The organism is Flavisolibacter ginsengiterrae DSM 18136 (assembly GCF_059568575.1).
The window spans coordinates 80,934-105,166 of the sequence record NZ_JCANTR010000001.1 but is presented as its reverse complement, the minus strand read 5'-3'; the positions used below and the strand labels follow the sequence as shown (position 1 = coordinate 105,166).

At 41.2% G+C, this 24,233-nt stretch carries 22 protein-coding genes; 18 read left to right on the top strand and 4 right to left on the bottom strand.

What is annotated here, in order from left to right; all coding sequences use genetic code 11:
• Positions 1–68: 68 nt before the first annotated feature.
• Together smc and BP74_RS00435 are read left to right on the top strand one after the other, a co-directional pair.
• Positions 69–3,593, top strand: a complete 3,525-nt coding sequence (gene smc / locus BP74_RS00440; protein WP_496369928.1) for a chromosome segregation protein SMC — start codon at positions 69–71, stop codon at positions 3,591–3,593.
• Positions 3,594–3,730: 137 nt separating this feature from the next.
• Complete coding sequence (locus BP74_RS00435) at positions 3,731–4,063, top strand: DMT family protein (RefSeq protein ID WP_496369926.1); 333 nt, start codon at positions 3,731–3,733, stop codon at positions 4,061–4,063.
• 3 nt (positions 4,064–4,066) lie between these two features.
• Here BP74_RS00435 and BP74_RS00430 read toward each other — a convergent pair whose 3' ends face one another.
• Positions 4,067–4,858 (bottom strand): hypothetical protein, encoded by a 792-nt coding sequence (locus BP74_RS00430; protein ID WP_496369924.1) that lies wholly within the window; start codon positions 4,856–4,858, stop codon positions 4,067–4,069.
• A 383-nt stretch (positions 4,859–5,241) separates the two neighbouring features.
• Between BP74_RS00430 and BP74_RS00425 the strand changes: the two genes are divergently transcribed.
• From BP74_RS00425 to BP74_RS00390, 8 genes are all read left to right on the top strand, one after another.
• Positions 5,242–5,562 (top strand): ArsR/SmtB family transcription factor, encoded by a 321-nt coding sequence (locus BP74_RS00425; RefSeq protein ID WP_496369922.1) that lies wholly within the window; start codon positions 5,242–5,244, stop codon positions 5,560–5,562.
• Positions 5,559–6,086: an SRPBCC family protein gene (locus BP74_RS00420; RefSeq protein WP_496369920.1), complete on the top strand. Its 528-nt coding sequence runs from the start codon at positions 5,559–5,561 to the stop codon at positions 6,084–6,086. Before BP74_RS00425 ends, BP74_RS00420 begins: the two co-directional genes overlap by 4 nt.
• 282 nt (positions 6,087–6,368) lie before the next feature.
• Positions 6,369–6,578 carry a hypothetical protein gene (locus BP74_RS00415; protein WP_496369918.1) on the top strand — a complete coding sequence of 70 codons (210 nt, stop codon included), beginning with the start codon at positions 6,369–6,371 and terminating at the stop codon, positions 6,576–6,578.
• A 60-nt stretch (positions 6,579–6,638) separates the two neighbouring features.
• Positions 6,639–7,250: a dihydrofolate reductase family protein gene (locus BP74_RS00410; RefSeq protein ID WP_496369916.1), complete on the top strand. Its 612-nt coding sequence runs from the start codon at positions 6,639–6,641 to the stop codon at positions 7,248–7,250.
• A 427-nt stretch (positions 7,251–7,677) separates the two neighbouring features.
• A complete protein-coding gene (locus BP74_RS00405; protein ID WP_496369914.1) occupies positions 7,678–8,055 on the top strand; it encodes a cupin domain-containing protein in 378 nt (125 codons plus the stop codon).
• Positions 8,056–8,464: 409 nt separating this feature from the next.
• Positions 8,465–9,064, top strand: coding sequence for a porin family protein (locus tag BP74_RS00400; RefSeq protein ID WP_496369912.1), 600 nt, complete (start codon positions 8,465–8,467; stop codon positions 9,062–9,064).
• A gap of 103 nt (positions 9,065–9,167) precedes the next feature.
• Positions 9,168–9,692, top strand: coding sequence for a hypothetical protein (locus BP74_RS00395; protein WP_496369910.1), 525 nt, complete (start codon positions 9,168–9,170; stop codon positions 9,690–9,692).
• A 351-nt stretch (positions 9,693–10,043) separates the two neighbouring features.
• Positions 10,044–10,628, top strand: coding sequence for a peroxiredoxin-like family protein (locus BP74_RS00390; protein ID WP_496369908.1), 585 nt, complete (start codon positions 10,044–10,046; stop codon positions 10,626–10,628).
• 99 nt (positions 10,629–10,727) lie between these two features.
• On the opposite strand, the gene BP74_RS00385 is transcribed toward BP74_RS00390, so the two are convergent.
• Together BP74_RS00385 and BP74_RS00380 are read right to left on the bottom strand one after the other, a co-directional pair.
• The gene (locus BP74_RS00385; protein ID WP_496369906.1) at positions 10,728–11,264 is read right to left on the bottom strand and encodes an anti-sigma factor family protein; all 537 of its coding nucleotides are present in this window, start codon (positions 11,262–11,264) and stop codon (positions 10,728–10,730) included.
• A gap of 44 nt (positions 11,265–11,308) precedes the next feature.
• A complete protein-coding gene (locus tag BP74_RS00380) occupies positions 11,309–11,887 on the bottom strand; it encodes an RNA polymerase sigma factor (RefSeq protein ID WP_496369904.1) in 579 nt (192 codons plus the stop codon).
• A 510-nt stretch (positions 11,888–12,397) separates the two neighbouring features.
• Here BP74_RS00380 and BP74_RS00375 point away from each other — a divergent pair.
• A complete protein-coding gene (locus BP74_RS00375) occupies positions 12,398–12,754 on the top strand; it encodes a DUF6249 domain-containing protein (RefSeq protein WP_496369902.1) in 357 nt (118 codons plus the stop codon).
• 53 nt (positions 12,755–12,807) lie between these two features.
• On the opposite strand, the gene BP74_RS00370 is transcribed toward BP74_RS00375, so the two are convergent.
• Positions 12,808–14,400: a S41 family peptidase gene (locus BP74_RS00370; protein WP_496369900.1), complete on the bottom strand. Its 1,593-nt coding sequence runs from the start codon at positions 14,398–14,400 to the stop codon at positions 12,808–12,810.
• A gap of 90 nt (positions 14,401–14,490) precedes the next feature.
• Here BP74_RS00370 and BP74_RS00365 point away from each other — a divergent pair, with 90 nt between their 5' ends.
• From BP74_RS00365 to BP74_RS00335, 7 genes are all read left to right on the top strand, one after another.
• Entirely contained in the window at positions 14,491–15,342 is an 852-nt protein-coding gene (locus BP74_RS00365) for an N-acetylglucosamine kinase (RefSeq protein ID WP_496369898.1), read from the top strand.
• A gap of 64 nt (positions 15,343–15,406) precedes the next feature.
• The gene (locus BP74_RS00360) at positions 15,407–16,243 is read left to right on the top strand and encodes an N-acetylmuramic acid 6-phosphate etherase (RefSeq protein WP_496369896.1); all 837 of its coding nucleotides are present in this window, start codon (positions 15,407–15,409) and stop codon (positions 16,241–16,243) included.
• A complete protein-coding gene (locus BP74_RS00355; protein WP_496369894.1) occupies positions 16,244–16,810 on the top strand; it encodes a hypothetical protein in 567 nt (188 codons plus the stop codon).
• Positions 16,811–16,896: 86 nt separating this feature from the next.
• The gene (locus tag BP74_RS00350; RefSeq protein WP_496369892.1) at positions 16,897–17,613 is read left to right on the top strand and encodes a succinate dehydrogenase cytochrome b subunit; all 717 of its coding nucleotides are present in this window, start codon (positions 16,897–16,899) and stop codon (positions 17,611–17,613) included.
• Positions 17,614–17,725: 112 nt separating this feature from the next.
• Positions 17,726–19,699, top strand: coding sequence for a fumarate reductase/succinate dehydrogenase flavoprotein subunit (locus BP74_RS00345; protein ID WP_496369890.1), 1,974 nt, complete (start codon positions 17,726–17,728; stop codon positions 19,697–19,699).
• 75 nt (positions 19,700–19,774) lie between these two features.
• The gene (locus BP74_RS00340; protein ID WP_496369888.1) at positions 19,775–20,539 is read left to right on the top strand and encodes a succinate dehydrogenase/fumarate reductase iron-sulfur subunit; all 765 of its coding nucleotides are present in this window, start codon (positions 19,775–19,777) and stop codon (positions 20,537–20,539) included.
• A gap of 50 nt (positions 20,540–20,589) precedes the next feature.
• Positions 20,590–24,207, top strand: coding sequence for a DUF8818 domain-containing protein (locus tag BP74_RS00335; RefSeq protein ID WP_496369886.1), 3,618 nt, complete (start codon positions 20,590–20,592; stop codon positions 24,205–24,207).
• The last annotated feature ends 26 nt before the right edge of the window (positions 24,208–24,233 follow it).

The window sequence follows — 24,233 nt, the reverse complement described above, 5'->3', positions numbered from 1 at the left end:
CTACTGTTAAAATGACTGATTTTCTACATTCATTCCGTTATATTTGCCGGTCATAAAATTGCTGAAGAGTGCGACTAAAATCACTGGAAATCAAGGGTTTTAAAAGCTTTGCTGATAAAACACTGGTTAGTTTCGATGAAAACATTACTGGTATCGTAGGTCCCAATGGGTGCGGTAAAAGCAACATTGTGGACAGTATACGCTGGGTTATTGGCGAACAAAAGATATCTCATCTAAGATCTGAAAACCTGGAAAGCCTTGTTTTTAATGGCTCCAAAACCAGGAGTGCAAGTGGATTGGCCGAAGTAAGCCTGACATTTGAAAATACCAAGAATCTCCTCCCTACTGAATTTACTACTATCACTATCACGCGGAAATTCTATAAGAATGGTGAAAGTGAATACCGGCTGAATGATGTGCAATGCCGTTTAAAGGATATCCAGAATCTTTTTATGGATACCGGTATCTCTACCGATAGCTATGCCATCATTGAATTGGGAATGGTGGATGACCTGATCAAGGATAAGGAAAATAGCCGCCGCAGGATGCTGGAGCAGGCTGCTGGTATCTCCATCTATAAGACCCGTAAAAAAGAAGCGAAGCAAAAACTGGATGCCACGGAGCAGGACCTTGCCCGTATTGAAGACCTGTTGTTTGAGATCAACAACCAGTTGAAAACACTCGAAAACCAGGCAAAGAAGGCCCAGAAATATTACGAGATCAAAAAGGATTACAGGGAGATAAGCATAGAATTGGCCAAGGCTGCCCTGGAAGGCTTTAACCTGACCTTCAGATCACTCAATGAACAACATGATACCGAAACAGACAAGCGCATTGCCCTGGAAGCCCTGGTGGCTGGTGAAGAAGCCAGCCTGGAACAGGAAAGGGTAGGTTTCATCACAAGAGAGAAAGAATTACATTCCCTGCAGCAAGGCTTCAATGAACTGGTTCAAACCGTACGAACCAGGGAAAATGAAAAGAACCTGGCAGCACAACGTCTTGAATATTTAAAGGAAAGGGAAACAAGCCTTACCCAGTTCCTGGGTAAAGCTGAAGGCCAGATAACCGGGATTGATGAAAGCATCAATTTCACCCAGCAGCAGTTAAGCGAAGAAGAACAGACACTGGAATCCTTAACGGGTCAATTGGAAGAATTGCGTTCACAGGTAGATGCCCGCAGAAATGTATTGGATGAGAACAGGAACACGCTGAACAACCTGCGTTCTTCCTACCAGCAGGTACAACGCAGCCAGTTCGATGCGGAGAAAAAAGTGGCTGTAGCCGATACTTCCATACAAAATCTGCAAAGAACCATATTCCAGTTGGAAGAAGAGAAAGCCAACAGGCAGGACCAGATACAGCAATTGGAAATTGAAAAAGAAGAAAAGCAAAAGACGCTTGAGGCCAGGCAGGTAGACCTTGAGCAGTTGCAACAGCACCATAATAATACCAAAGAACAGATATTACAAACGCAGGCAGTTCTTGAAGGATTAAGATCCAAACTGGCCGAAGAAACAAGAAAGCTCGATTCCAAAAGAAATGAGCATGACCTTTTAAAGAGTCTTATAGATTCAATGGAAGGTTATCCTGAAAGCGTAAAATTCCTTCACAACAACAATGGCTGGAATCATAAGGCGCCCATTCTTTCTGATATCATTTATGTAAAAGAAGAATTCAGGGCGGCGGTTGAAAATGTGCTGGAGCCTTACCTGAATTATTACGTAGTCAATGATTTGAAAGAAGGCTTACAGGCAGTTCATTTGCTGGATGATAATAAAAAAGGAAAAGCAAATTTCTTTTTGCTTGACAAGGTCAATGATGCTACGATTGTATCTCCCGGCCATTTACCAGGTGATACCATTCCAGCTCTTGATGTCATAGAGGTAGATGAACAATACCGCAAATTAGCGGAGCAATTATTGAGCAATGTATTTATAGCCAATGACGATTCAGCCCTGGTGAATAGCAATGGATTTGTTATTTTGGAGAAGCATGGTAAATATGTAAAAGGCAGCTATACATTATCTGGTGGTAGTGTGGGTTTGTTTGAAGGAAAAAAGATCGGAAGGGCCAAGAACCTAGAGAAATTAAGGGAACAGATCGCCTCTCAAAAACTGATCGTTGATGAACTCAATAGCCAGATACAGGCCCGTCATAATGAGGTAATAACCTTCAATGCCGATCTGAAAGAAAACGTGATCAGGCAAACGGAACAGGAGATACAGCAATTGAATAACCAATTGTATGGCCAGCAGAATAAACTGGAAAATTTAACCCATTCACAGGCTACTGCGCAAAACCGGGTTGAGGATCTCCAATCTCAATTGGACAGTACGCATGCTTCCATTGAAAATGTGCGCAATGAACTTACCCAGTTAAATCAGACACTTTCCGATTATGCTGCTCAATTACAGGAAGCAGAAACAGCCTACAGGAATATTGAGCTGGAATACAACGAGATCAATACGCAGTATAATAACCTGAATCTCCAGGTTACCCGTGAACAAAGCAAGATCACGGCATTAAAGCAGGAGCTGAATTTTAAAAGCAACCAGCTGAATGACCTCAAAAGCCAGGTTGAATTAAATACGGTACAACTCAAGGAAACAACAGAGAATATTACATCCTCCCAGGATAACCTGAAACAGGTGGAAGAAGGGCTTTTTGAGTTGATGCGCAGAAAAGAAGACCAGGAGCATATTTTAAATGAAGCTGACCAGGCCTATTACAATTTAAGAAATCAATTGTCAGCCAAGGAAAGTGAATTGAGACATAAGGTCAAGGAAAAAGAGCAGATCGAACATTTGCTTTCTGAAATAAAAGACAAGCTTACGGATGTCAAGCTTCAGCTGGCAGGAATGAAAGAACGTTTAAATGTAGAATTTAGAATCGTCCTGGAAGATATTTTAGATGAACCTCGAACATCAGAGACGCCTGTGGAAGAATTGCAGGAAAAGTCTGACCGCATGAAAAAGCGCCTGGAAAACCTGGGCGAGGTGAATCCTACGGCTATCGAAGCTTTTGAAGAAATGAAAAAGCGTTACGAGTTTATCGTTGAGCAAAAAGATGACCTGGTTAATGCCAAACAAAGTTTATTGCAAACCATTGCTGAAGTGGAAACAACAGCTAACCAGAAATTTCTCGAAACCTTCAACCAGGTAAGGGAAAACTTCCGCCGTGTATTTAAAAGCCTGTTTACAGAAGATGATCAGTGCGACCTGATTCTGGACAACCCAGATAACCTGGCTGAAACTGGAATCGATATCATGGCTAAGCCAAAAGGTAAACGTCCCAGCAGCATCGGGCAGTTAAGCGGGGGAGAGAGAACACTAACCGCTACGGCATTGTTATTTGCCATTTACCTGATAAAGCCGGCACCATTCTGTATTCTTGACGAGGTGGATGCGCCGCTTGATGACGCCAACGTTGGTAAGTTCACCAATATGATCCGTGAATTCAGCAACAACTCCCAGTTCATTATTGTTACGCACAATAAAACTACCATGAGTACGGTGGATGTTATTTATGGAGTGACCATGCAGGAGCCCGGAGTAAGCAAGCTGGTGCCTGTAGATTTCAGGAGCCTAAACTAATCAGAAAGAACTTTGCATAATTTCATTAAAGTCTTCCCCGGAAGACTTTTTTATTTTGACATAGTTAATCAGAACCTAAACAATTACTGCATTCAGTAGTTTTATATAATATCGTATTCATTTCAATAATTCATTCCATGCTCAAAACCATCGGACTTTTAACAGCCTCCAATATATTCATGACAACAGCCTGGTATTACCATTTAAAGCATACAGGCTGGCCTCTCTGGAAAGCTATAGTTCTCAGCTGGGTGATAGCCTTGTTTGAATACATGCTGATGGTACCGGCCAACCGTATTGGCTTTGTAGATGGCTACAGTGCTTTCCAGTTAAAGATCGTACAGGAAGTGATCACCCTTGTTGTCTTTAGCTTTTTTGCCGTGCTGGTTTTAAAAGAGCCCTTTCATTTAAAATACCTTGTTAGTTTTTGTTTCCTTTTAGGAGCCGTTTATTTCATGTTCAGGAATTAAGGGTTAAGCGGTTGCAAGTATCTTTCCACAACCGGTGTGTTTTATAGTTTCAATAGTTCCCCCTTTGCCAGCTCCACCCATTTCTACTCCAACAGACAGCACCAGGCTATAGCTATTGAAGGAGGGAGCAGCAGGAAGCTGCAGGTCCAGTTGAATGGGCTCTGAACCTGTCTTTACGATCAGCCATTCACTCACAGTCTTTACAGGATAAATGGAAAACTCGCCTTCCGGACCATAATCTTCAACTTTAAAAAACTGGTCGGGCAGCACTGCCAGCACCGCCACTATCCTGAAATAGGAGTGGGAGCCGGGTGGAAAGAAATTTACGTTTGGCACCAGGGCGGTGAACCCAACAGATGCAGACAAGCTGGCCTTGTCAATTATTGCTTGTGGTTGATGGCACACCATAGTATCAAAAGGATTTCTTAAGTTGATATTAAAGCCATTCAGTAAATAGAGGGCTTTGGAAATAAGTACACTTCGCTTACCATATTCACTTACTGTGTCAAGAAGTTGTATGCTATGCATGATTGAGCAAATGGAAGGGCCGGGGTTAAAATCAGAAACTGACATCAACGGTTTAAAGCACCACCGTACATGTTTGCCTGCCGTGGAGCATCCTCCAAATTCATAGTTGATCCTTCTTACAATATCACAGCTTGGTTTTGTCTTGATATAATCCCTGGAAGGTCCTCCAGGTTTTCTCACGATTGATTTTTTAACTCCTTTCATTTTATAGGCGGAGATACCGCCCAGTTTTCCCTCAAAATCCAGGGGTCCGTTTAGTTTGGCCATAAGGTACGTTTTACTAAAAAATGCTAAAAATAATAGCAAATTGCTAATAAAGCAATAGATGACCCAAATATTTTCCGAACATCAGCCACAGATGTCCCGAGGATATTCCTTCCTATGATAGGGTTTGGGATAGGCTTAAAATGGACTAAAAGCGGAGAAGTCAGAATTTGATGTTTGAAGATGGATAAGCTTTAAGTTTTTTTCGACAAGCCTAACCAGATAGTAGAAAACTCCGATTCCCAGTATGATTATAAAATTATTGTGACAGGAAGAGTAAGACATCTAACACTCAATTTTAAAAAAAACCATGAATAAATTGCGAAACCAATAAGTTGCGCATATATTTGCAACTGAATAGTTTCATGATTTAAAAATCAGAGAAAATGAGAAGAGATATTTTCCAGGCCATAGCCGACCCGACAAGGCGGGCTATTATAGCCTTAATTGCTCTGCAGGCTATGACGCCAAACGCCATTGCTGAAAATTTTAATACTACCAGGCAGGCTGTTTCTAAACACCTTCGGATACTAACAGAATGCGACCTGGTAAAACAGGAGCAACAAGGCAGGGAAATTTATTACTCGCTGCAAATTGAAAAGATGAAAGAGATAGACAAATGGCTTAACCAATACAGGAAAATTTGGGAAACCCGTTTCAATCAATTGGACAATGTATTATCAACCATAAAAAAACAAAAAAAATGATGAACAATGTAAATGCTTCCGAAGCAGGGAACAACAGCTTATTATTTGACTTTACAGTGGACAAAGCAGCCAAAACAGTCAACATCACAAGGGAATTTGACGCTGAACTTTCATTGGTATGGGATGCTTTCACCAGGTCAGAATTACTTGACCAATGGTTACCACCTAAACCCATGACAGCCAAAACAAAATACCAGGATTTTAAAGTTGGTGGCAAAAGATTTTATGCTATGATAACCCCAGAAGGACAAGAACGTTGGGCAATCCAGGAATACACTTCCATTACGCCAAAGACCAATTTTAAAATGTACAATGCTTTTGCAGACAAAGATGAAAATCCTGAACTGCCAGGTTCTGAATGGGATCATACTTTCAGTGAGCATAATGGAACCACTAAAGTGTACATTTCTATTTACAATGAATCCCTTGAAAGATTGGAGCGAATTCTTGATGGCTTCACTAAGGGGATGAAAATGTCATTGAGCAACCTGGAAGAACTATTGGCCACCTTATCTAAAAAATAATTTGCGTTATTACAAAGCCCTGTCAAAACAACCAGGGAAGTAATCAACTTAACAATCCATAAACTATAATTATAGCCCTTATCTATCCTTTCAAACAGCACTAAAAAAGTCAGGCTAGCTATCAACATTTAATACCCCGAACATCGGGGGGAGGTGGTTGAATAGGGCTTATAAAAAGAGTATCCTTTGGGCTTTGACCAGTAGGCCAAACTGCATATTAAAGAATATACAAGCATCACGATCTGATACAAGCTACTGGCATATACAGTAATTTATTAAGCAATGGTTGAAGTTTTTAAAACAAATGTTCAGAAGAAGTCACAAAGCAAAATGCTGCTTTGCGTTTTGTCTGAAGCATTTCCCACATTCAGAATTAATTTTGACCTTTCGGATTGTGACAAGGTTCTCAGGGTTGAAGGAGACAACATGGAAACGGTAAGGATAATGATACTGGTAAAAGAGCATGGATTTAATTGTGAGATATTAGATTAACAGCATTGGCAAAAGGTTGTTGAAACCAAATAGCGACGGCATATAAATTAAAGCCATACAATGAGAAAAATAATTGTTTTATCAATGATCACATTGGATGGGGTGATGCAGGCACCCGGTGGACCGAAGGAAGACACATCAGGCAATTTTAAATATGGGGGTTGGACGGCAACCTATGGAGATGAAGTATATGGTAAAGTGGTACAGGAAGAGTTGCAACAGCCTGCCGATTATCTTTTGGGCAGAAAAACTTTTGAGATTTGGGCGGCCTACTGGCCTGATCATGGAGACTTTTGGCCGCGCATTAATGAGGGTGCCAAATATGTGTTTTCCAAAGGCATGAAAAACACAGATCCGTTGGTGACTGGTTGGAAAAACTCAGTAGTTGTAAAAACCCTAGCAGCTATCAAAAAGCTCAAAGCATCAAAAGGCGCTGACATCCAGGTGTGGGGGAGCAGTGAGCTTATTCAGCTACTATTGAAAAATGACCTTGTTGACGAACTCAGGCTCAAAATTCATCCACTGACCTTAGGTAAAGGAAAAAAGCTTTTTGGAAATGGAGCAATACCAGCAGCATTTACATTAAAGGATAGTATTGTTACACCAAAGGGAGTAATCATTACTAATTACAAGCGTGATGGGGAAGTGAAGACGGGTACTGTTGGTGTTTAAATAGTTTTACCAACTCAATTAAAATGCATCAGATCCCCGCATGAAACAATGGGTAATGCAAGAATAAATATGACAATGCGTAATCGTTCTGCGGCTTTTTATGAAATGGGCTATAGAGACAATCCTCTGCTGCGTGATTACCTGGAGATTATGGGAGTCTTGCTATACTTGGACGGAAGGGAGGGGAGGAACAGAACCGATGAGTCCCGCCGGAGAGATTTGAGATGCAAGCTACTGCTGCGGTGACTCATCGGGGAAGGGAATAGTCGTTTTGCCCTCGCTTTTGTCTGTACACAACTTATTAATGGTGTATTATTTTTGCAGTAACAAGAAAAGTTTAAAGGATTATCTCTATATGATTTGGTAGGATCATAGATCTTAAATTAGTTATTAGCTGTTGTCTTTCATAACTATTAAAACAAATTTTATGAAAGTGAAAAAGGAAGAAATTCCTGTTACAATGGAAGCTCCTGGTACAGTAATGAGAGGACTTCCCGGTTGGGGAGGAATGACTGTCGCTTTTAATGAGATGCCTGCAGGTACAGACATTTCTCCTTTGTTGCAGGGACTAAAAAATAATAGTTGTCAGTGTCCACATTGGGGATATGTTTTAGAAGGTGAGTTATTGATGAAATATGATGATGGAAAAGAAGAAAGAATACAGGCAGGTGATGTTTTCTATATGCAGCCTGGACATACAGCTATCGTGGAGAAAGATGCAAAATTGATTGATTTTAGTCCCGAAAGTGAATTAAAAGAAGTAATGGATCATATTGCCAAAAAAATGGCGGAGTTCAATCAATAATTTTCTACTAACTCTAATTACGGTTCGACACATCCCGGTTACTTTGTGATTCAAGCAAATAGGTGTTTTGGTTGAACTGGATTATTTCAGTTTGATGTGCAAAACGCATCTTGGGATCTTGAGCCCAAAATTAAGGACTCCGTTGTCTTTTATCTAGGGGTAAAGTATTACTCATTACAAATAGTAGTAGGACTTTTCCACAACTGGTAAAAAATAATAACATTTCTAACTCCGGTAGTTGCCATTTACAGAAACAACTAGTTTCTTTAGCCCCATAATATTTTTTTCAAATACATTTTTGAGAAAATGTGTACCAGGCTAACCGGGGTATATTTCCAATACTTTGGGAACCAATCCAAACTGACATATGATCAATCATTTTTTTACAAATTCAAAAACCAAAAACTTTATGAGAGCGAGAGCTTTGTTTTTTTCAATTGCTGCATTTCTTTTCTGCAGTTTTACACTCCAGGCACAGGTTAATGTGAACTTTGGCTTAAAGGGTGGTGCTAATTTCTCAACCTTCACAGGTAGCGAAGCTCCTGAAGCTAGTGCGTTAAAAGGGCCGCATTTCGGTGGTCTTGCCCAGATTACTATTGGCCAGGATGAGGAGGGATTTCTTTCCTACGCGCTTCAGCCTGAAATATTTTACTCCATGCAGGGTGCAAAATTTGGTGAACAAAAAACTGTTCTCTCTTATGTAAACGTACCGGTTATGATCCAGCGCTATGTGGCCTCTTCTGGTTTTTATCTTGAAACTGGTCCACAGGTAGGTTTCCTTGTTACAGCCAAAGCAAAAGTAGATGGCGTTTCTGCAGATGTTAAGAGCGAAATGAAATCGGTTGATTTTGCCTTGAACCTGGGCCTGGGTTATAAGTTTGGTTCCGGTTTTGGCATTAATGCCCGCTATAGTGCAGGATTGACATCTTTAGATAAAAACGGCTCTGATGTGAAGAACGGTACTATTTCTGCCGGTTTATTTTATGTTTTGGGTAGCGGCGGCGAGTGATCAGGCCCTGTAAATTGAATACTAATCTTTTTATATTCCCCAAGTCCATTTGCTTAAGTGGCAAATGAGACACGCGGGAAAGATAAGCCTGTAACAGAACATTATGGTGCGAGCAAAAGGGAATTTTACTTATTGGTTATTTGTAGGAGTGACTATATTTCTGATAGCTCTTTTCATATCTGGTTTAAGCCAACACCTTATAGGAATTCAACTTATTAAAATCTCGATAAATTCTGATCGTGAATTCGTTCTGCAGACAGTATTGGTCCTGCTTGCGCTAACTATGACAGCGCCTGTTGTCTGGCATAATTCAAAACAGATTATAGTTGACACAATTGGTAAAACCATTAGTATAAAGAGTCTGATTGGCCGGCAGCAAATATTTCACTTTGAAGATTTCGATGGCATGTTTAGATCTTCGATCTGGCGAGGGAAAATGAATACTTCATACGAATTAATTTATTTAAGGAGACAAGGAAAGGTGATTGCCTATGTTGATGAGTTTTTTTGTTCAAATATTGAGGCATTTCGATTATCATTAAAGTACATGCATAACCTTGGCTTTCAACGGATGACACTATTTAAGCGGATTAAGGTGGTACTTGGAAGGCCTATCAGTCTTTCCTGATGCCTGCGCACAAATAGGCTTCAATAATTTACTTAAAAACAAGAAAGAATCAGGGAGGCCACGCCTGATCAATTCCAGGATCAACATACATCAAATTGGGCATGATTGAGAGGCTTTCTTGATCGAATAGTTCACCATTATTTTGGTATTGATTACTCATTGTATGGCAAATCAAAGAAAGCCATCTTCCTGACCCTCTAAAGAAACTTACGAGCCTTACATAAATTAGTAACAGGGAAGCCATAGGCTATTCTAATTAGCCCCTCCAAATGGCTGAAGATTGTGTTAATTATTAGTTCTTTTCTTCTGTTTAAATAAAACAGCCAATAATTTTATAGTACAACCTATGATATGAAGAATCTGTTTTTGTGTTTTTTTATAATGGCTGCGGGAATGGTGGTGAATGCCCAGGAAAAGCCTGAAGGTTTGTTTATCAATTCCAAGGCTGCCGATTTCCAGGCTGTAGATCAAAATGGTTCCCAGGTTGTACTAAAGGACCTGAGAAAGAAAGGGCCGGTGGTGGTTATGTTTTACCGTGGATACTGGTGTCCCTATTGCAATAAGGCTTTGAAGCGCATGAACGACTCGCTGCAATTGATAAAAGATAAGGGTGCAACACTCATTGCCATTACCCCTGAAGGAAAACAAGGTATAGATTCAACCGTTGCCAAAACGGGGGCTGCTTTTTCCATTATCAGCGATGAGGGCATGAAGATCAGCAGCAATTACGGCGTTAGTTTTAAAGTGGATGATAGGACGGTTGGTCGTTATAAGAATGCTGGCATAGACCTGCTGGCATTGAACCATCAAAAAGAAGCATTATTGCCTGTACCAGCTGTCTACATTATCAACAGGGATGGAGCTGTCACTTTCAGGTATTTCAACGAAGATTACCGCAAAAGGATTTCAGTGAAAGAGATACTGGAAGCATTATAAAACCTCGATATTTTTACCTGCATAAAAAAGCCCTCCTGGAAACAGAAGGGCGTTACCGAACCTGAGATAGGCACCAGCTATTGAAAGCCGGCGGATCACTCAAGCTTCTTTTATTAATTTTTTCTTCTTATCATTCAGGTACCTGTCAAACAACATCAGGCCCAATACTACATTAAGCATCAGGAAGACATTCACAAATGTGTTGTTAAATACCTTGCTGTAATCTGCTTCAGTTATTTTATCAAGCACACCTGTGTTTACACTTTGCGATGTTGACCAGTCTATTTGTGCCAGGCCATACACCAGGAAGCTGACAATGACTGTGATAAAAAATCCTCCAATACCCCAGATAATCTTACTGTTGATATATTGCTTTGCGGCCGGGGCTATCTGCAACCTGGCAATTTCTTCCATCACGTTTTTGGTAAAACGCAATGAAGGCTGCTCCAGTTCAATAAGGTTCAGTGATTGATGGATCTCCAGCAATTCCTGGTACTTTGCCTTCCATTCGGCATTTTCCTGCACCAGCTTTTCTATGGCAGATCTTTCATCTGCTTTAGCCTGGCCATCAATATATTCCCAAAGCTTTACCTCTATATCATCCTCTTCTAAAGGAACGTTGAACGTATCTTTCATATCTGTACCGTTTTACAGTTATCTAATTATTTTTAACCCTGAGATCAGATATCCCTGACCTCGGCGCTGAAATATTTTTCCATTTTTTCTTTCAACCTGCCTCTTGCCCGGTGCAACTGCACTTTAACCGCATTGGGTTCTTTTCCCATTATTTGTGCTATCTCTTCCAGCGTTTGCTCTCCTTTATAAAACAAGGTGATCACCTGTGCATCATCCGGGCTAAGCATCTTAATGGCTTCATTCACCATATTTACCTTGCTCTTTTGTTCTATCTGGTTAGCACTCATCCCACTGTCCACGCTATCGGCCACTTCAAATACCCTTTCATTATCCAGCGAATGCACCTCCAGTTTTTTCTTTCTCAAAAATGTGATGCAGGTGGTTGTCGTAACCGTGTACAACCAGGTGCTGAACTTGGCATCCCCTTTAAACGCTGCTAAGGAACGATAGGCCTTAATAAATACATCCTGTGCCACTTCCTCCGCATCCTCACGGCTTTTAATATACCGCAGCACTATGGTAAAAACATAGTTCTGGTAACGTTCAACCAGTATTGAATAGGCATTTTGGTCACCTTTCAACACCAGGGAGATGATGTCCATATCAGCAGGCTCGGTATGCATTCTGAAGTATATGACTCTATAATATGCAGTTAGGTTACAGCTGCAAGTTAAGTTTATCAGGCTGCTTTTGAAATACCCAGGTTATTCAATTATAACCTGTTAGTTATTTATTAATGGAAACAGGTCGTTGAAATTGGACCAAACCCTTGGTCCAATTCCTATTTTAGGGTCCTATTTCATTTCAACAGCGCTGTATCAGGTATTAATATATATCATTATAGGTAAAATCCTATCCTAACTCATCTTGTTTGAATACTTACATTCGGGTACTATTTATATATAATGGACCCTGGTAACCAGGCCAGTGTCGGGAATTTCCTGGATTTTCTGAAATATCTTCCCAAAGACTGTAACCGGACAATAAAACCTGTAGTCCTATATCTTGTAAACCAGTTCTTTAAAAAAATATTTGAATTACCTGTAACCTGGGTCGACAAGTTGTAGTCAGATAGTTCAAATGCCTTAAAAAGCTGGCAATCAAAATTTAATAAAAACTATAAATCTTATTTTATGCATGACGCTGGAATATTAGTACCAATCTTAATTTGCATCGGAGCTTTCGCTATGGTCTTTGGCATTTATTATTTACGTACCCGGGAAAACCTTGCCATGTTGGAAAAAGGTATCAATCCAAAAGAATACAATAACCGCCCCGCTCCGTATCGTAGTTTAAAAACAGGATTATTGTTCATGGGTGCAGGCCTGGGATTATTAATAGCCTACCTGATAGACATGAATATGGCCAACAGTCATCACGATAACCCTGCCATTTATTTCTCCCTGATCGCTATAGGTGGTGGACTGGGTTTGATTAGCTCCTATGCTGTAGAAAAGAAAGAGTGGTTAAACAAAAGAAGGGACATCTAAGCCTAATTGCTTATACAATAAAGAGGCTGTCTCCAAAAGGAGGTAGCCTCTTTTTATTTGTCAAGAATTTCTTTGGCTTTAATAATAACCGGGTCAGACATATTGTAAACCTGGTAAAAACCCTGGGTTCTCCATTTTAACCTTGCCAGGTAGGCCTTGATGCGGTTTTGAATGATCTTTTTGTCTTCTTCAGGAATTTTGGAAAGGTTGATACTATCCTTCATAGCATAGGTAACCAGTTGAGCCCATGCATCTGAAGTATTCTGGTATTTCGTAGCCAGGTCTACCGGCGCTTTGTATTGTTCAAACAGGGGAATGTGACCAATATAGTATTGATAAACAAAATTATTGAAACGTCCATCCAGGTAAAGCCGGGTAACACTTCTTGTATACAGGCTGGTGTCAATAGGAACAAAAACATCTGGCATGATACCACCACCTCCGTACACTGTTTTGCCACCATTGGTCTTATAAGGATGGTCTTTTGACAAATGAATGGAATCTGCTGTGAGTAACTCGCCCTTTTCATAACGGTTATACAATTCTTCCATATAGATCTTTTTGCCATGATCATAAGGGCGTTGAATGCTGCGTCCTGAAGGAGTGAAGTACCTGGCAACAGTTAGGCGTATTGCCGAACCGTCTGCCAATCCGTATTGTTCCTGCACCAGTCCCTTGCCAAATGTGCGCCTGCCAATAATAGTAGCCCTGTCCCAATCCTGTAAGGCACCCGCGAGGATCTCGCTGGCGCTGGCAGTTAATTCATCTACCAGTACCACTAGTTTTCCTTTTTCAAAAACACCTTCCTTGCTGGCCCTGTAATCCTGCCTTTTAATATTGGATCCTTCAGTATATACAATGAGTTTATTGCCATCAAGAAATTCGTCCGCTATATTGGTAGCCTGGGTAATGAAACCACCGCCGTTGCCCCGCAGATCAAGGATCAATTTCTGCATTCCTTTTTTCTGAAGGTCCTCCATAGCTCTCATAAACTCCCCGTAAGTGGTTTCTGAAAATTTACTCAGTTTGATGTAACCAGTTCCCGGCTCCAGGATATAGGAAGCATCGAGCGAGGGTAATGGAATAGTGCCCCTGACCACATCGTAATATTGAACTGTGCTTCCTCTCAAAACGGTAAGCTTGACCTTTGAACCACTTTCCCCCCTGATCATCTTCCTGATATCAGCACTGGGTAAGGTTTTACTAACGATGGAAGAATCATTCACTTTAAGGATCTTATCGCCAATGTGCAGGCCCGCCTTATCACTGGGGCCGTTTGGCACCACGTACAGCACATGCACGGTGTCATTAAAAATATTGAATTCAATTCCAATGCCCTGGAAGTTTCCTACAAGGTCCTCTGTCATTTCGCCCAGGTTGGAGGCAGGTATATATATAGAATGCGGATCCAGGTGATTCATGACATCATTGATGGCATCATTTTGCAGGGAATCCATTTTTACAGAATCTACATACCTGTCATGTATCAGGTCGAGCGCTTCCTGTAAGGATGTTTTTTTAGCGTTCTTAAAAAAGCTTTCCCTGCTCCCGGTTTCCTGGTGCAATTTGAAACCAAAGAACATTCCACCGATCATTACGATCGAAAAAATCAGTGGAAGCCATACCTGTAATTTTTTATTCCTCATCGTCTGCTGTTACTTTGTAAATTGTTGCAAAATAGCTGATTTGATAGAATGAAAGGCGATTCGATAAATATTTCAACAATACTTTAAGCGATGTCAGTAACACTAATAGCCGATAGCGGGGCCACAAAAGCAGAATGGGTGTTGATAGGAGATGGGAGAAAAAAAACCATATTTACGCAGGGCATCAGTCCTTACTTCCTTGATACGGCACAGGTTGGTCAACTGGTGGACCAGGAATTAAAGCAAAAGATCAAAAATGTAGAAGTAGAGGAGGTGTACTATTATGGTACCGGCTGTTCGAACCCTGAAAATGCAAAGAGCATCAAAAAGGCCTTGCAAAAACTATTCAACGGTGCAAAGATAGAAGTGAATACAGACCTGATGGCTGCGGCAAGAGCAGTTTGTGGAGATCAGAAAGGCATCGCCAGTATACTGGGTACCGGATCTAATAGTTGCTACTACAATGGAAAGAACATAATTAAGAACAGTCCAGGGCTTGGGTATGTTTTGGGTGATGAGGGTAGTGGGGCTTATCTTGGCAAAAAGGTAATACAGTATTATTTATACAACACCTTTGACGAGGATCTGCGTTCCTTATTCGATGCCAAATTTGTTACCACCCAGGTGGAGATATTGGATAATGTATATAAGAAACCATTGCCTAACCGTTACCTGGCAGGTTTTGCCATGTTCCTGGCAGAGAACCGGGGGCATTATATGATAGAGAATATTATAGAAGATGGTTTGAATGACTTCTTCTTTCAGCACCTCTGTAAGTACAATGAGGTCTGGAAATATCCTGTGAATTTTGTGGGAAGCGTAGCGGATGGATTTAAAGATGTGATACAGCAGTTATGTAATTCCTATGAATTCGAATTGGGAAACATATTGAAAAACCCGATGCAGGGACTGGTGAAATACCATGATGTAACTACGGTGTAACTTTGAACAATTTATAGTATCCTGATGTTTGAATTAATCTATTACCCTGAAAATTAAAACAACCTTGAAATCTTTGATGAACAATTTTGAAAAAATTACTGAACAATCAAGCAGGTACAGGCATTTGGAAAAAATGTCTATCAGTGAATTGTTGACGAATATTAATAAGGAGGACAAAACCGTTCCCCTGGCAGTAGAAAAAGCTATTCCGCAGGTAAAAAGACTGGTAAGTGCAGTGACCGATAAAATGCTGGCAGGTGGGCGCCTTTTTTACATAGGCGCTGGTACCAGTGGAAGACTGGCAGTGGTAGATGCCAGTGAATGTCCGCCTACCTATGGTGTGCCCTATGGTTTGGTCATTGCGGTAATTGCAGGTGGTGACGAGGCCATTACAAAAGCGGTTGAAAATGCTGAAGACAATGAAGAGCAGGGCTGGCTGGACCTGAAAAAACACGCCGTCAACAGCAAAGATGTAGTGGTAGGCATTGCCGCCAGCGGCACTACGCCCTATGTCATTGAAGCTTTAAGGGAATGTCAAAAAAGAGGGATCATTACGGGCTGTATTACCAACAACCCAGGATCTCCATTGACAGATGTTTCAGACTTTCCAATAGAAGTGGAAGTAGGTCCTGAATTTGTTACGGGTAGCACCCGGATGAAAAGCGGTACTTCACAAAAACTCATCCTTAACATGATCTCTACAACAGTAATGATACAATTGGGAAGGGTAGAAGATAACAAGATGGTGAATATGCAGCTTACCAATGAGAAGTTGATCGATCGTGGCACGAAAATGATAATGGATAATTTAAGCCTTTCCGATTATGAGCAGGCTAAGAGCTTATTGTTGAAATATGGCAGTGTGAAAAAAGCAGTTGATAATTTTAAACTAAAGGAATAAGTGCACGATATAGAGCCATTTTATAACTGGAGACATATTTATGTCAGCGAGGAAGATGAAAGGTCACCTTTCTATCAAAGGGAATACTCTGAGTTTGAATTCACTGCTACTGTTTACAATTATTATATACATCCGCAATGGGATGAATTTGGTAGCCGCACATTGTATTTAAAAGTGTTGCAGGCCAATTATGAAGAAAATTACGTGATCATTGAACTGATAGGTGAATGGAATGATGCCATCGAAAATGATATCATGACCTTAAAGCGGGATGTCATTGACCAGTTTGAACATGAGGGTATCAGTAAATTCATTCTCATAGCGGAGAACGTACTTAATTTTCACAGCGGTGATAAGGATTATTACGAAGAATGGTATGAAGAAGCAAGTGATGAAAATGGCTGGATTGTATGCCTGAACATGCCGGAAGCCACGCAGTATGATTTTAAAAAAGCGAAGCTCAATTACTTTATTGAACTGATGGACATCTCTAACTGGAGAATTTATAGTCCCTTCCATTTATACAAAAAAATAGATACAGAGTTAAACAGCAGGCTGCCACTTTAGAACCTTTTATTTTATTTAATTGTTATAATTTTTAACAATCGGCACTTACCTTTGCGTCAAATTTTTTCAACCCCTTTTGTCATAATATGAAATGGTCCCACTTCTTCACATCTGCTGTTGGTAGAAAAATAGTGATGGCGTTAACGGGTTTATTCTTGATCTCTTTTTTAATTGTTCACGTCGGGCTAAATTCCTGCATTTTTAATGATCTTCCTTATTTTGACCATAATGATAATGGTTCCATGTTTAACCGTGCAGCTCATTTTATGGGAGCTTCTCTGGTTATACGAATCATGGAGATCGGTTTGTTTGCAGGCATCCTGTTACACATTATACAGGGTTATGCTGTTGAACTAAAGAACAGGAGTCTGCGTAGCAAAGGTTACCAGGTCAGCCTGGGAAGCAGGGGCAGTACCTGGATGAGCCGGAGCATGGCCTTACTGGGAACACTTGTCTTCTTATACCTCGTCATTCACGTAGCCCAGTTCTGGTGGCCATCAAGGGTGTCTCACGACCTTGAAAAAGTAACGTATAATGGTATAGAGATGCATAACCTTTATCTCAGAATGTACGAGGTCTTTCAACATGGTTGGGTGGTGATCCTCTATCTTGTTGGTGTAGCTGCACTTGGGTTTCATTTACTACATGGTTTTCATAGTGCCTTCCGTTCTATTGGAGTGCACAATAAAAAATACCTGGTCATGCTGAAGAGTCTTGGATATGGATTTTCTATTGTGGTTTGCCTGTTATTTGCCTTAATGCCTGTAAGCATGTATTTAAATTGGGTAAGTCCATTTAATTAGCTTTTAACTGGTTTGATGTAGTACCAGTTTCAATACAGCGAATGAAAAAATAGAATTTATGACCGGCGGCATTTGAAGCTATCCGGCCATTCAAAAAACAGAAATACGAATTATGCTTGACGCAAAAATCCCTGCAGGAAATTTAGATAAAAAATGGGATGATTATAAAAGCCATGTAAAGCTGGTTAATCCTGCTAATAAGCGCAAACTCGAGATCATCGTTGTAGGTACAGGTCTCGCTGGTGCATCTGCAGCAGCAGCTTTAGGAGAGCTGGGTTATAAAGTGAAAGCTTTTTGTTTCCAGGATTCTCCACGCCGTGCGCACTCCATTGCTGCACAAGGTGGGATCAATGCAGCCAAAAATTATCAAAATGACGGAGACTCTGTGTTCCGTCTTTTTTATGATACTATCAAAGGGGGAGACTACCGTTCCCGTGAAGCCAATGTGCACCGCCTGGCAGAAGTGAGTGCCAATATTATAGACCAGTGTGTGGCGCAGGGTGTACCCTTTGCCAGGGAATATGGCGGCTTGTTAAGCAACCGTTCTTTTGGTGGCACGCAGGTACAAAGAACATTTTATGCAGCAGGTCAAACCGGCCAGCAATTATTGATCGGCGCTTACCAGGCACTGGAAAGACAGGTGGCCCTAGGTAACGTGGATATGTATACCCGCCACGAGATGCTGGAGCTGGTGACCATTGATGGAAAGGCAAGAGGTATCATTACCCGCAACCTGGTTTCAGGCGAACTGGAAAGGCATTTTGGCCATGCCGTCCTTTTGTGCAGCGGTGGATACGGAAATGTATTCTATCTCTCCACAAATGCCATGGGAAGCAATACAACAGCAATCTGGAAAGCACATAAGAAAGGGGCTTATTTTGGTAATCCCTGTTATACACAGATACATCCAACCTGTATTCCTGTTACAGGAGATCACCAGTCGAAACTGACATTGATGTCAGAGTCATTGCGTAATGACGGCAGGATCTGGGTACCAAAAAAACAGGGAGATACCAGGAAATCAAAAGATATTCCTGAAGAAGAAAGAGATTATTACCTCGAGAGGAGATATCCTGCTTTTGGAAACCTGGTTCCAAGAGATGTGGCCTCGAGGGCGGCAAAAGAAAGGTGTGATGCAGGTTATGGTGTGGGCACTTCAAAGCAGGCCGTATTCCTGGATTTTGCAGCGGCTATTCAACGGTATGGTAAAATAGAAGCCGGTAAAAGAGGTTTGTCTAATGTGGATGCAGAGACCATAACCCTTATGGGTAAGGAAGTGGTGAAGGAAAAATATGGTAACCTTTTCGACATGTATGAAAAGATCACCGGTGAGAATCCCTATGAAGTGCCGATGCGTATTTATCCTGCGGTACACTATACCATGGGCGGCCTTTGGGTGGATTATGAGCTAATGACCACCATTCCCGGTTTATACGCTTTGGGTGAATGTAATTTCTCTGACCATGGTGCTAACCGCCTGGGAGCTTCAGCATTGATGCAAGGACTGGCTGATGGATATTTTGTAATTCCTTATACCATTGGAAATTACCTGGCAGACGAGATCAGGGTGAATGCGATACCCACATCCCATCCTGCATTCGAAGAAGCAGAAAGAAAAGTAAGAGACAGGATCGAAGAACTGATGAATATCAAAGGTTCCCAGACAGTGGAAAGTATGCATAAAAGGCTGGGCAAGATTATGTGGGATAAATGCGGTATGGCCCGTAATGCACAGGGGTTGCAGGAAGCCATTCAGGAGATCCGCCAGTTGAAGCAGGAATTCTGGAGTGACCTGAAAATTCCGGGTACTATCAATGAATTCAACCCGGAACTGGATAAGGCAGGACGTGTGGCCGATTTCATTGAATTGGGTGAATTGATGTGCATTGATGCGTTACAGCGAAGTGAAAGTTGCGGAGGTCATTTCAGGGAAGAACACCAGACAGAAGAAGGTGAGGCATTGCGTCATGATGCGGAATTTATGTTCGTAGCTGCCTGGGAATACCAGTCACCGCATCAATGGGAGCTGCACAAAGAAACACTGGAATATGATGTAGTGAAACCAACGCAACGTTCTTATAAATAAAGCAATGCGGGATTTGAATCATTTGAGGCCTGCAGTAAACAATCAAAATTATCTGCGTTCTATAAAAATTTATTAATGGAACATTACAATATGAATCTGACGCTGAAGGTTTGGCGTCAATCCAATAAAACCAGTGAAGGCAAATTTGAAACTTACCAGGTGAAGAATATTTCGTCGGAAATGTCTTTCCTCGAAATGTTCGACGTTTTGAATGAACAACTGGTGCTGGAAGGAAAAGATCCCATTGCCTTTGACCATGATTGCCGTGAAGGTATTTGTGGCATGTGCTCCATGTTTATCAATGGGCGTCCTCATGGTCCATGGCATGCTACCACCACCTGCCAGTTGCATATGCGGGCTTTCAAAGATGGAGATACCATCGTGGTAGAACCATGGAGGGCTAATGGTTTCCCGGTATTGAAAGATCTTGTCACTGACAGAACATCTTTTGACCGTATCATCCAGGCAGGGGGTTTTATCTCTGTGAATACAGGAAATGCTGTTGATGGTAATGCCATTCCAATTGAAAAAGATAAAGCTGATGCTTCTTTTGCGGCGGCGGCCTGCATAGCCTGTGGTGCTTGTGTGGCAGCCTGCAAAAATGCATCTGCTTCTTTATTCCTTTCAGCCAAGGTAGCCCACCTGGGTTTATTGCCCCAGGGATATCCTGAAAAGAAGAACAGGGTTTTAAGCATGGTATCACAGATGGACAAGGAAGGTTTCGGCAGCTGCACCTTTACAGGGGCCTGCGAGGCAGTTTGTCCAAAGGAGATATCCATCACCAACATATCAAGGATGCACAAGGATTACCTTTTTGCAGGCCTTTCTTCAGAAAAATAATTAACCAGGGAAGATCTCAATACAGAAAGCAGGGCCAGTCCCTGCTTTTTTTGTTTTGGTTCCTTTGCGACAGGGTTGCAATACTGCCCAAAACCCGCGATCTGCCTGAATTTGAACAATTATTATTATGTTTAAGCGTTGAAAAACCTGGAATAGCAACCATTCCTGAAAAACCTTTACTATTGAAGCTTTGGAGCTGTATACTGCTTTTGGGACTCATGCTGGCTTTTGTTGAACAGGGCAGGGCACAGGCACCTTTTCCCTCGGCCACACATTCCAACTTCCGCTTCAAAAAAGTTGCATTCAATTCTGATAGTTTATTGCTCGATACTGTAAGCATCATTCCAAAGACATTCGCCATCGCAGGTGTTGATACATCCACTTATCATTTAGACTTTGTACAGGCGAAGCTGTATTGGAAAAAGCGACCTGTTACAGATACTGTCTTGATAACCTACCGTGTATTTCCTTATAAATTAAATTCTGTAGTACAAAGGCTTAGCTATGAAAGTGTGATGAACAATTTTTACATGGAGCCATACGAGTTCAATGCAGGAGGGGCTGAGTCGAAGGGTTTGTTTGATTTTGGAAGCATTCAGTACAATGGAAGTTTCGGAAGAGCGCTTTCCTTTGGCAATAACCAGGATGCCGTGGTCAATTCTACATTCCAGTTGCAGTTAAATGGAATGTTGAAGGACAGCATCGAAATAGCTGCGGCTCTTTCAGATAATAACATTCCCATACAGCCAGATGGCACAACGCAGCAACTCAATGAATTTGACCAGGTATTTCTTCAATTCAAAAAGAAGAACTGGCAGTTGAACCTTGGTGATATCGATATCAGGCAAAACAATATGTATTTCCTGAACTTTTATAAAAGGCTGCAGGGGATATCGTTTCAAACCACGTCTCATCTTTCATCATCGGTGCAGTCAACTACACTTGTTAGTGGGTCAATTGCCAAAGGTAAATTTACAAGGAATGTATTGCAGGGAATGGAAGGCAACCAGGGACCCTACAGGTTGACGGGTGCCAACAATGAATTCTTCTTTATTGTCCTGGCCAATACAGAAAGAGTGTACCTGGATGGAGAGTTGCTGCAAAGAGGAGAGGACAGGGACTATATCATCAATTATAATACGGCGGAAGTAACGTTCATGCCTAACCGGATGATCACCAAAGATTCGCGCATACAGATAGAGTTTGAATATGCTGACAGGAATTACCTGAATGCCAATTTATATGCCTACCAGGAAATTGGGATCAATGATAAGCTGAAACTGAGAGTGAGTGCCTTTAATAACAGCGATGCCAAAAACTCCCAGATCAACCAGACGCTGGATACACGCCAGAAACAGTTTCTGTATGATGTAGGCGATAGTATCGGGAAGGCATTATACCCCACGGTGGCTTTGGATACATTTGCAAAAGATAAGATCCTCTACGAAAGGGTTTATGATTCAAGTGGCGCCACCATCGATTCTTTCTACCGGTATTCTGTCGATCCTGGTGCTGCCCGTTATTCTTTGTCTTTTACTGACCTCGGGCAGGGAAATGGTGATTATATGCCGGATTTTAATGGGGCCAATGGAAAAGTATTTCGTTTTGTACCGCGTTTAAATGGTTTGAAACAGGGCCGGTATGAACCGGTAATGATCCTGGTGACCCCAAAGAAACAGCAATTGATCAGTATAGGGGCAGACTACCAGGTTGACAAGAACAATTCTATCAAAACAGAATTTGCACTGAGTAATAATGATGTCAATACATTTTCTTCAAAGGATGGAGGTGATGATAAAGGAATGGCGGCAAAGGTTCAATACACTAATATTACTGCCTTAGGATCATCGCGGAAACTATCTCTTACTTCAAATATTGATGTAGAACACGTAGATAAGAAGTTCAAGCCACTGGAGCGCCTTCGTTATGTGGAATTCAGTCGTGACTGGGGATTGCCACTACTTGTACAGCCGGCCACTGAAAACATTATTCGTTTCTCATCTGCCTTAAAAGACAAAAACAACCATGGCCTTAGTTACCAGTTTATGAGTTACCAGAGAAGTGATGAGTACAAAGGCTTTCAAAACCTGGTACAACATTCAGCTAATTGGCTGGGATGGAACATGGTCAATCAATTTGCAATTACTCAATTCAATACAGTTTCTTCAAAAGGTAGCTATATAAGACCTGTTATAGATATAAGCAAAGAATTGAAGCAGATGGCTTCAATGAAAGTTGGTTTTAAGTATGCACTTGAAAAGAATGATATAAGGGATAAAGTAAAAGATACACTGTCTCTCCAGAGCTTTTCTTTCGACACCTATACTGCTTACCTTAAATCAAACGAGAAAAAAAAGAATAAATACGGGCTTACTTTTTTCACCAGGGCCGATAAATATCCTGCAAGGAAAGAGTTGATAAAAGCTGACAGAAGTTATAATGTCAATTTCCAGGCTGAGATATTACAAAGCAGCAGGCACCAGCTATTGTTCAATGCTACCTACAGGGTGTTGAAAGTATATGATAATACCTATTCGAAGCAGGAAAACGATAAGACTATTCTGGGTAGGACAGAATACCTGGTGAACGAATGGAAAGGACTGTTAACTGGAAGTGTCCTCTATGAACTGGGAACAGGACAGGAGCAAAGAAGAGATTTTGCCTACCTGGAAGTACCGGCTGGCCAGGGACAATATACCTGGAACGATTATAATAATGATGGCATCCAGCAATTAAATGAATTTGAAACAGCCCTGTTCCAGGACCAGGCCAAATTCATTCGGATATTTATTCCCACCAACCAGTTTACCAAGGCTAATTATACTACTCTGAATTACAATTTTTCTTTCAATCCAAAAGCAGCGCTTAATTATGAAGGCGTAGGTAATATAGGAAAATTCATCAGCCGATTTAACTGGCAAACCTCCATGCAAAAGAATAAGAAGTCAATTGCAAAGGGTGATTTTGAATTCAATCCATTCAAGTACGGCATTAATGATACCGCCTTATTAACACTTTCAACCTCCTTTCTGAATACAATTTCCTTTAATCGTTTTTCAAGTAAATGGGGGATTGATATCAGTAATTTACAAAACACAGGTAAGGCCCTGCTCACTTATGGATATGAAAGTCGCAAGGCAAATGACTGGATAGCCAAATTAAGATGGAACCTCAGTACTTCAATTACTTTTGACATCAATTCAAAGAAAGGCCTGAATGCATTGTACACACCTAATACAAGCTTTTCCAACCGCAATTATGCTTTAAGCATTTACAATACAGAACCCAGGATATCCTATATCCGCGGTACGGTATTCCGCATTCAAACCAGTTACCGTTATGAACAAAAAGAAAATAGCCAGGAATATGGGGGTGAGAGATCGACATCTAATGCATTGAACCTGGAGACCAAGTACAATGTTTTGCAAAACAGTTCCATCAATGCCAGGTTTACCTTCAATAATATTAATTATAATTACCCGGCTAATACAACTGTGAGTTATATAATGCTGGATGGATTGCTGCCCGGCAAAAACTATTTATGGTCTGTTGATTTTACCAAGCGCTTACTGAATAATGTGGAGTTAAACTTTCAATATGAGGGAAGGAAACCTGGCGAGGCAAGAACCGTCCATGTGGGGAGGGCAGCGATCAGGGCATTATTCTGACCAGGCATTGAAAGGTATGTAACGAA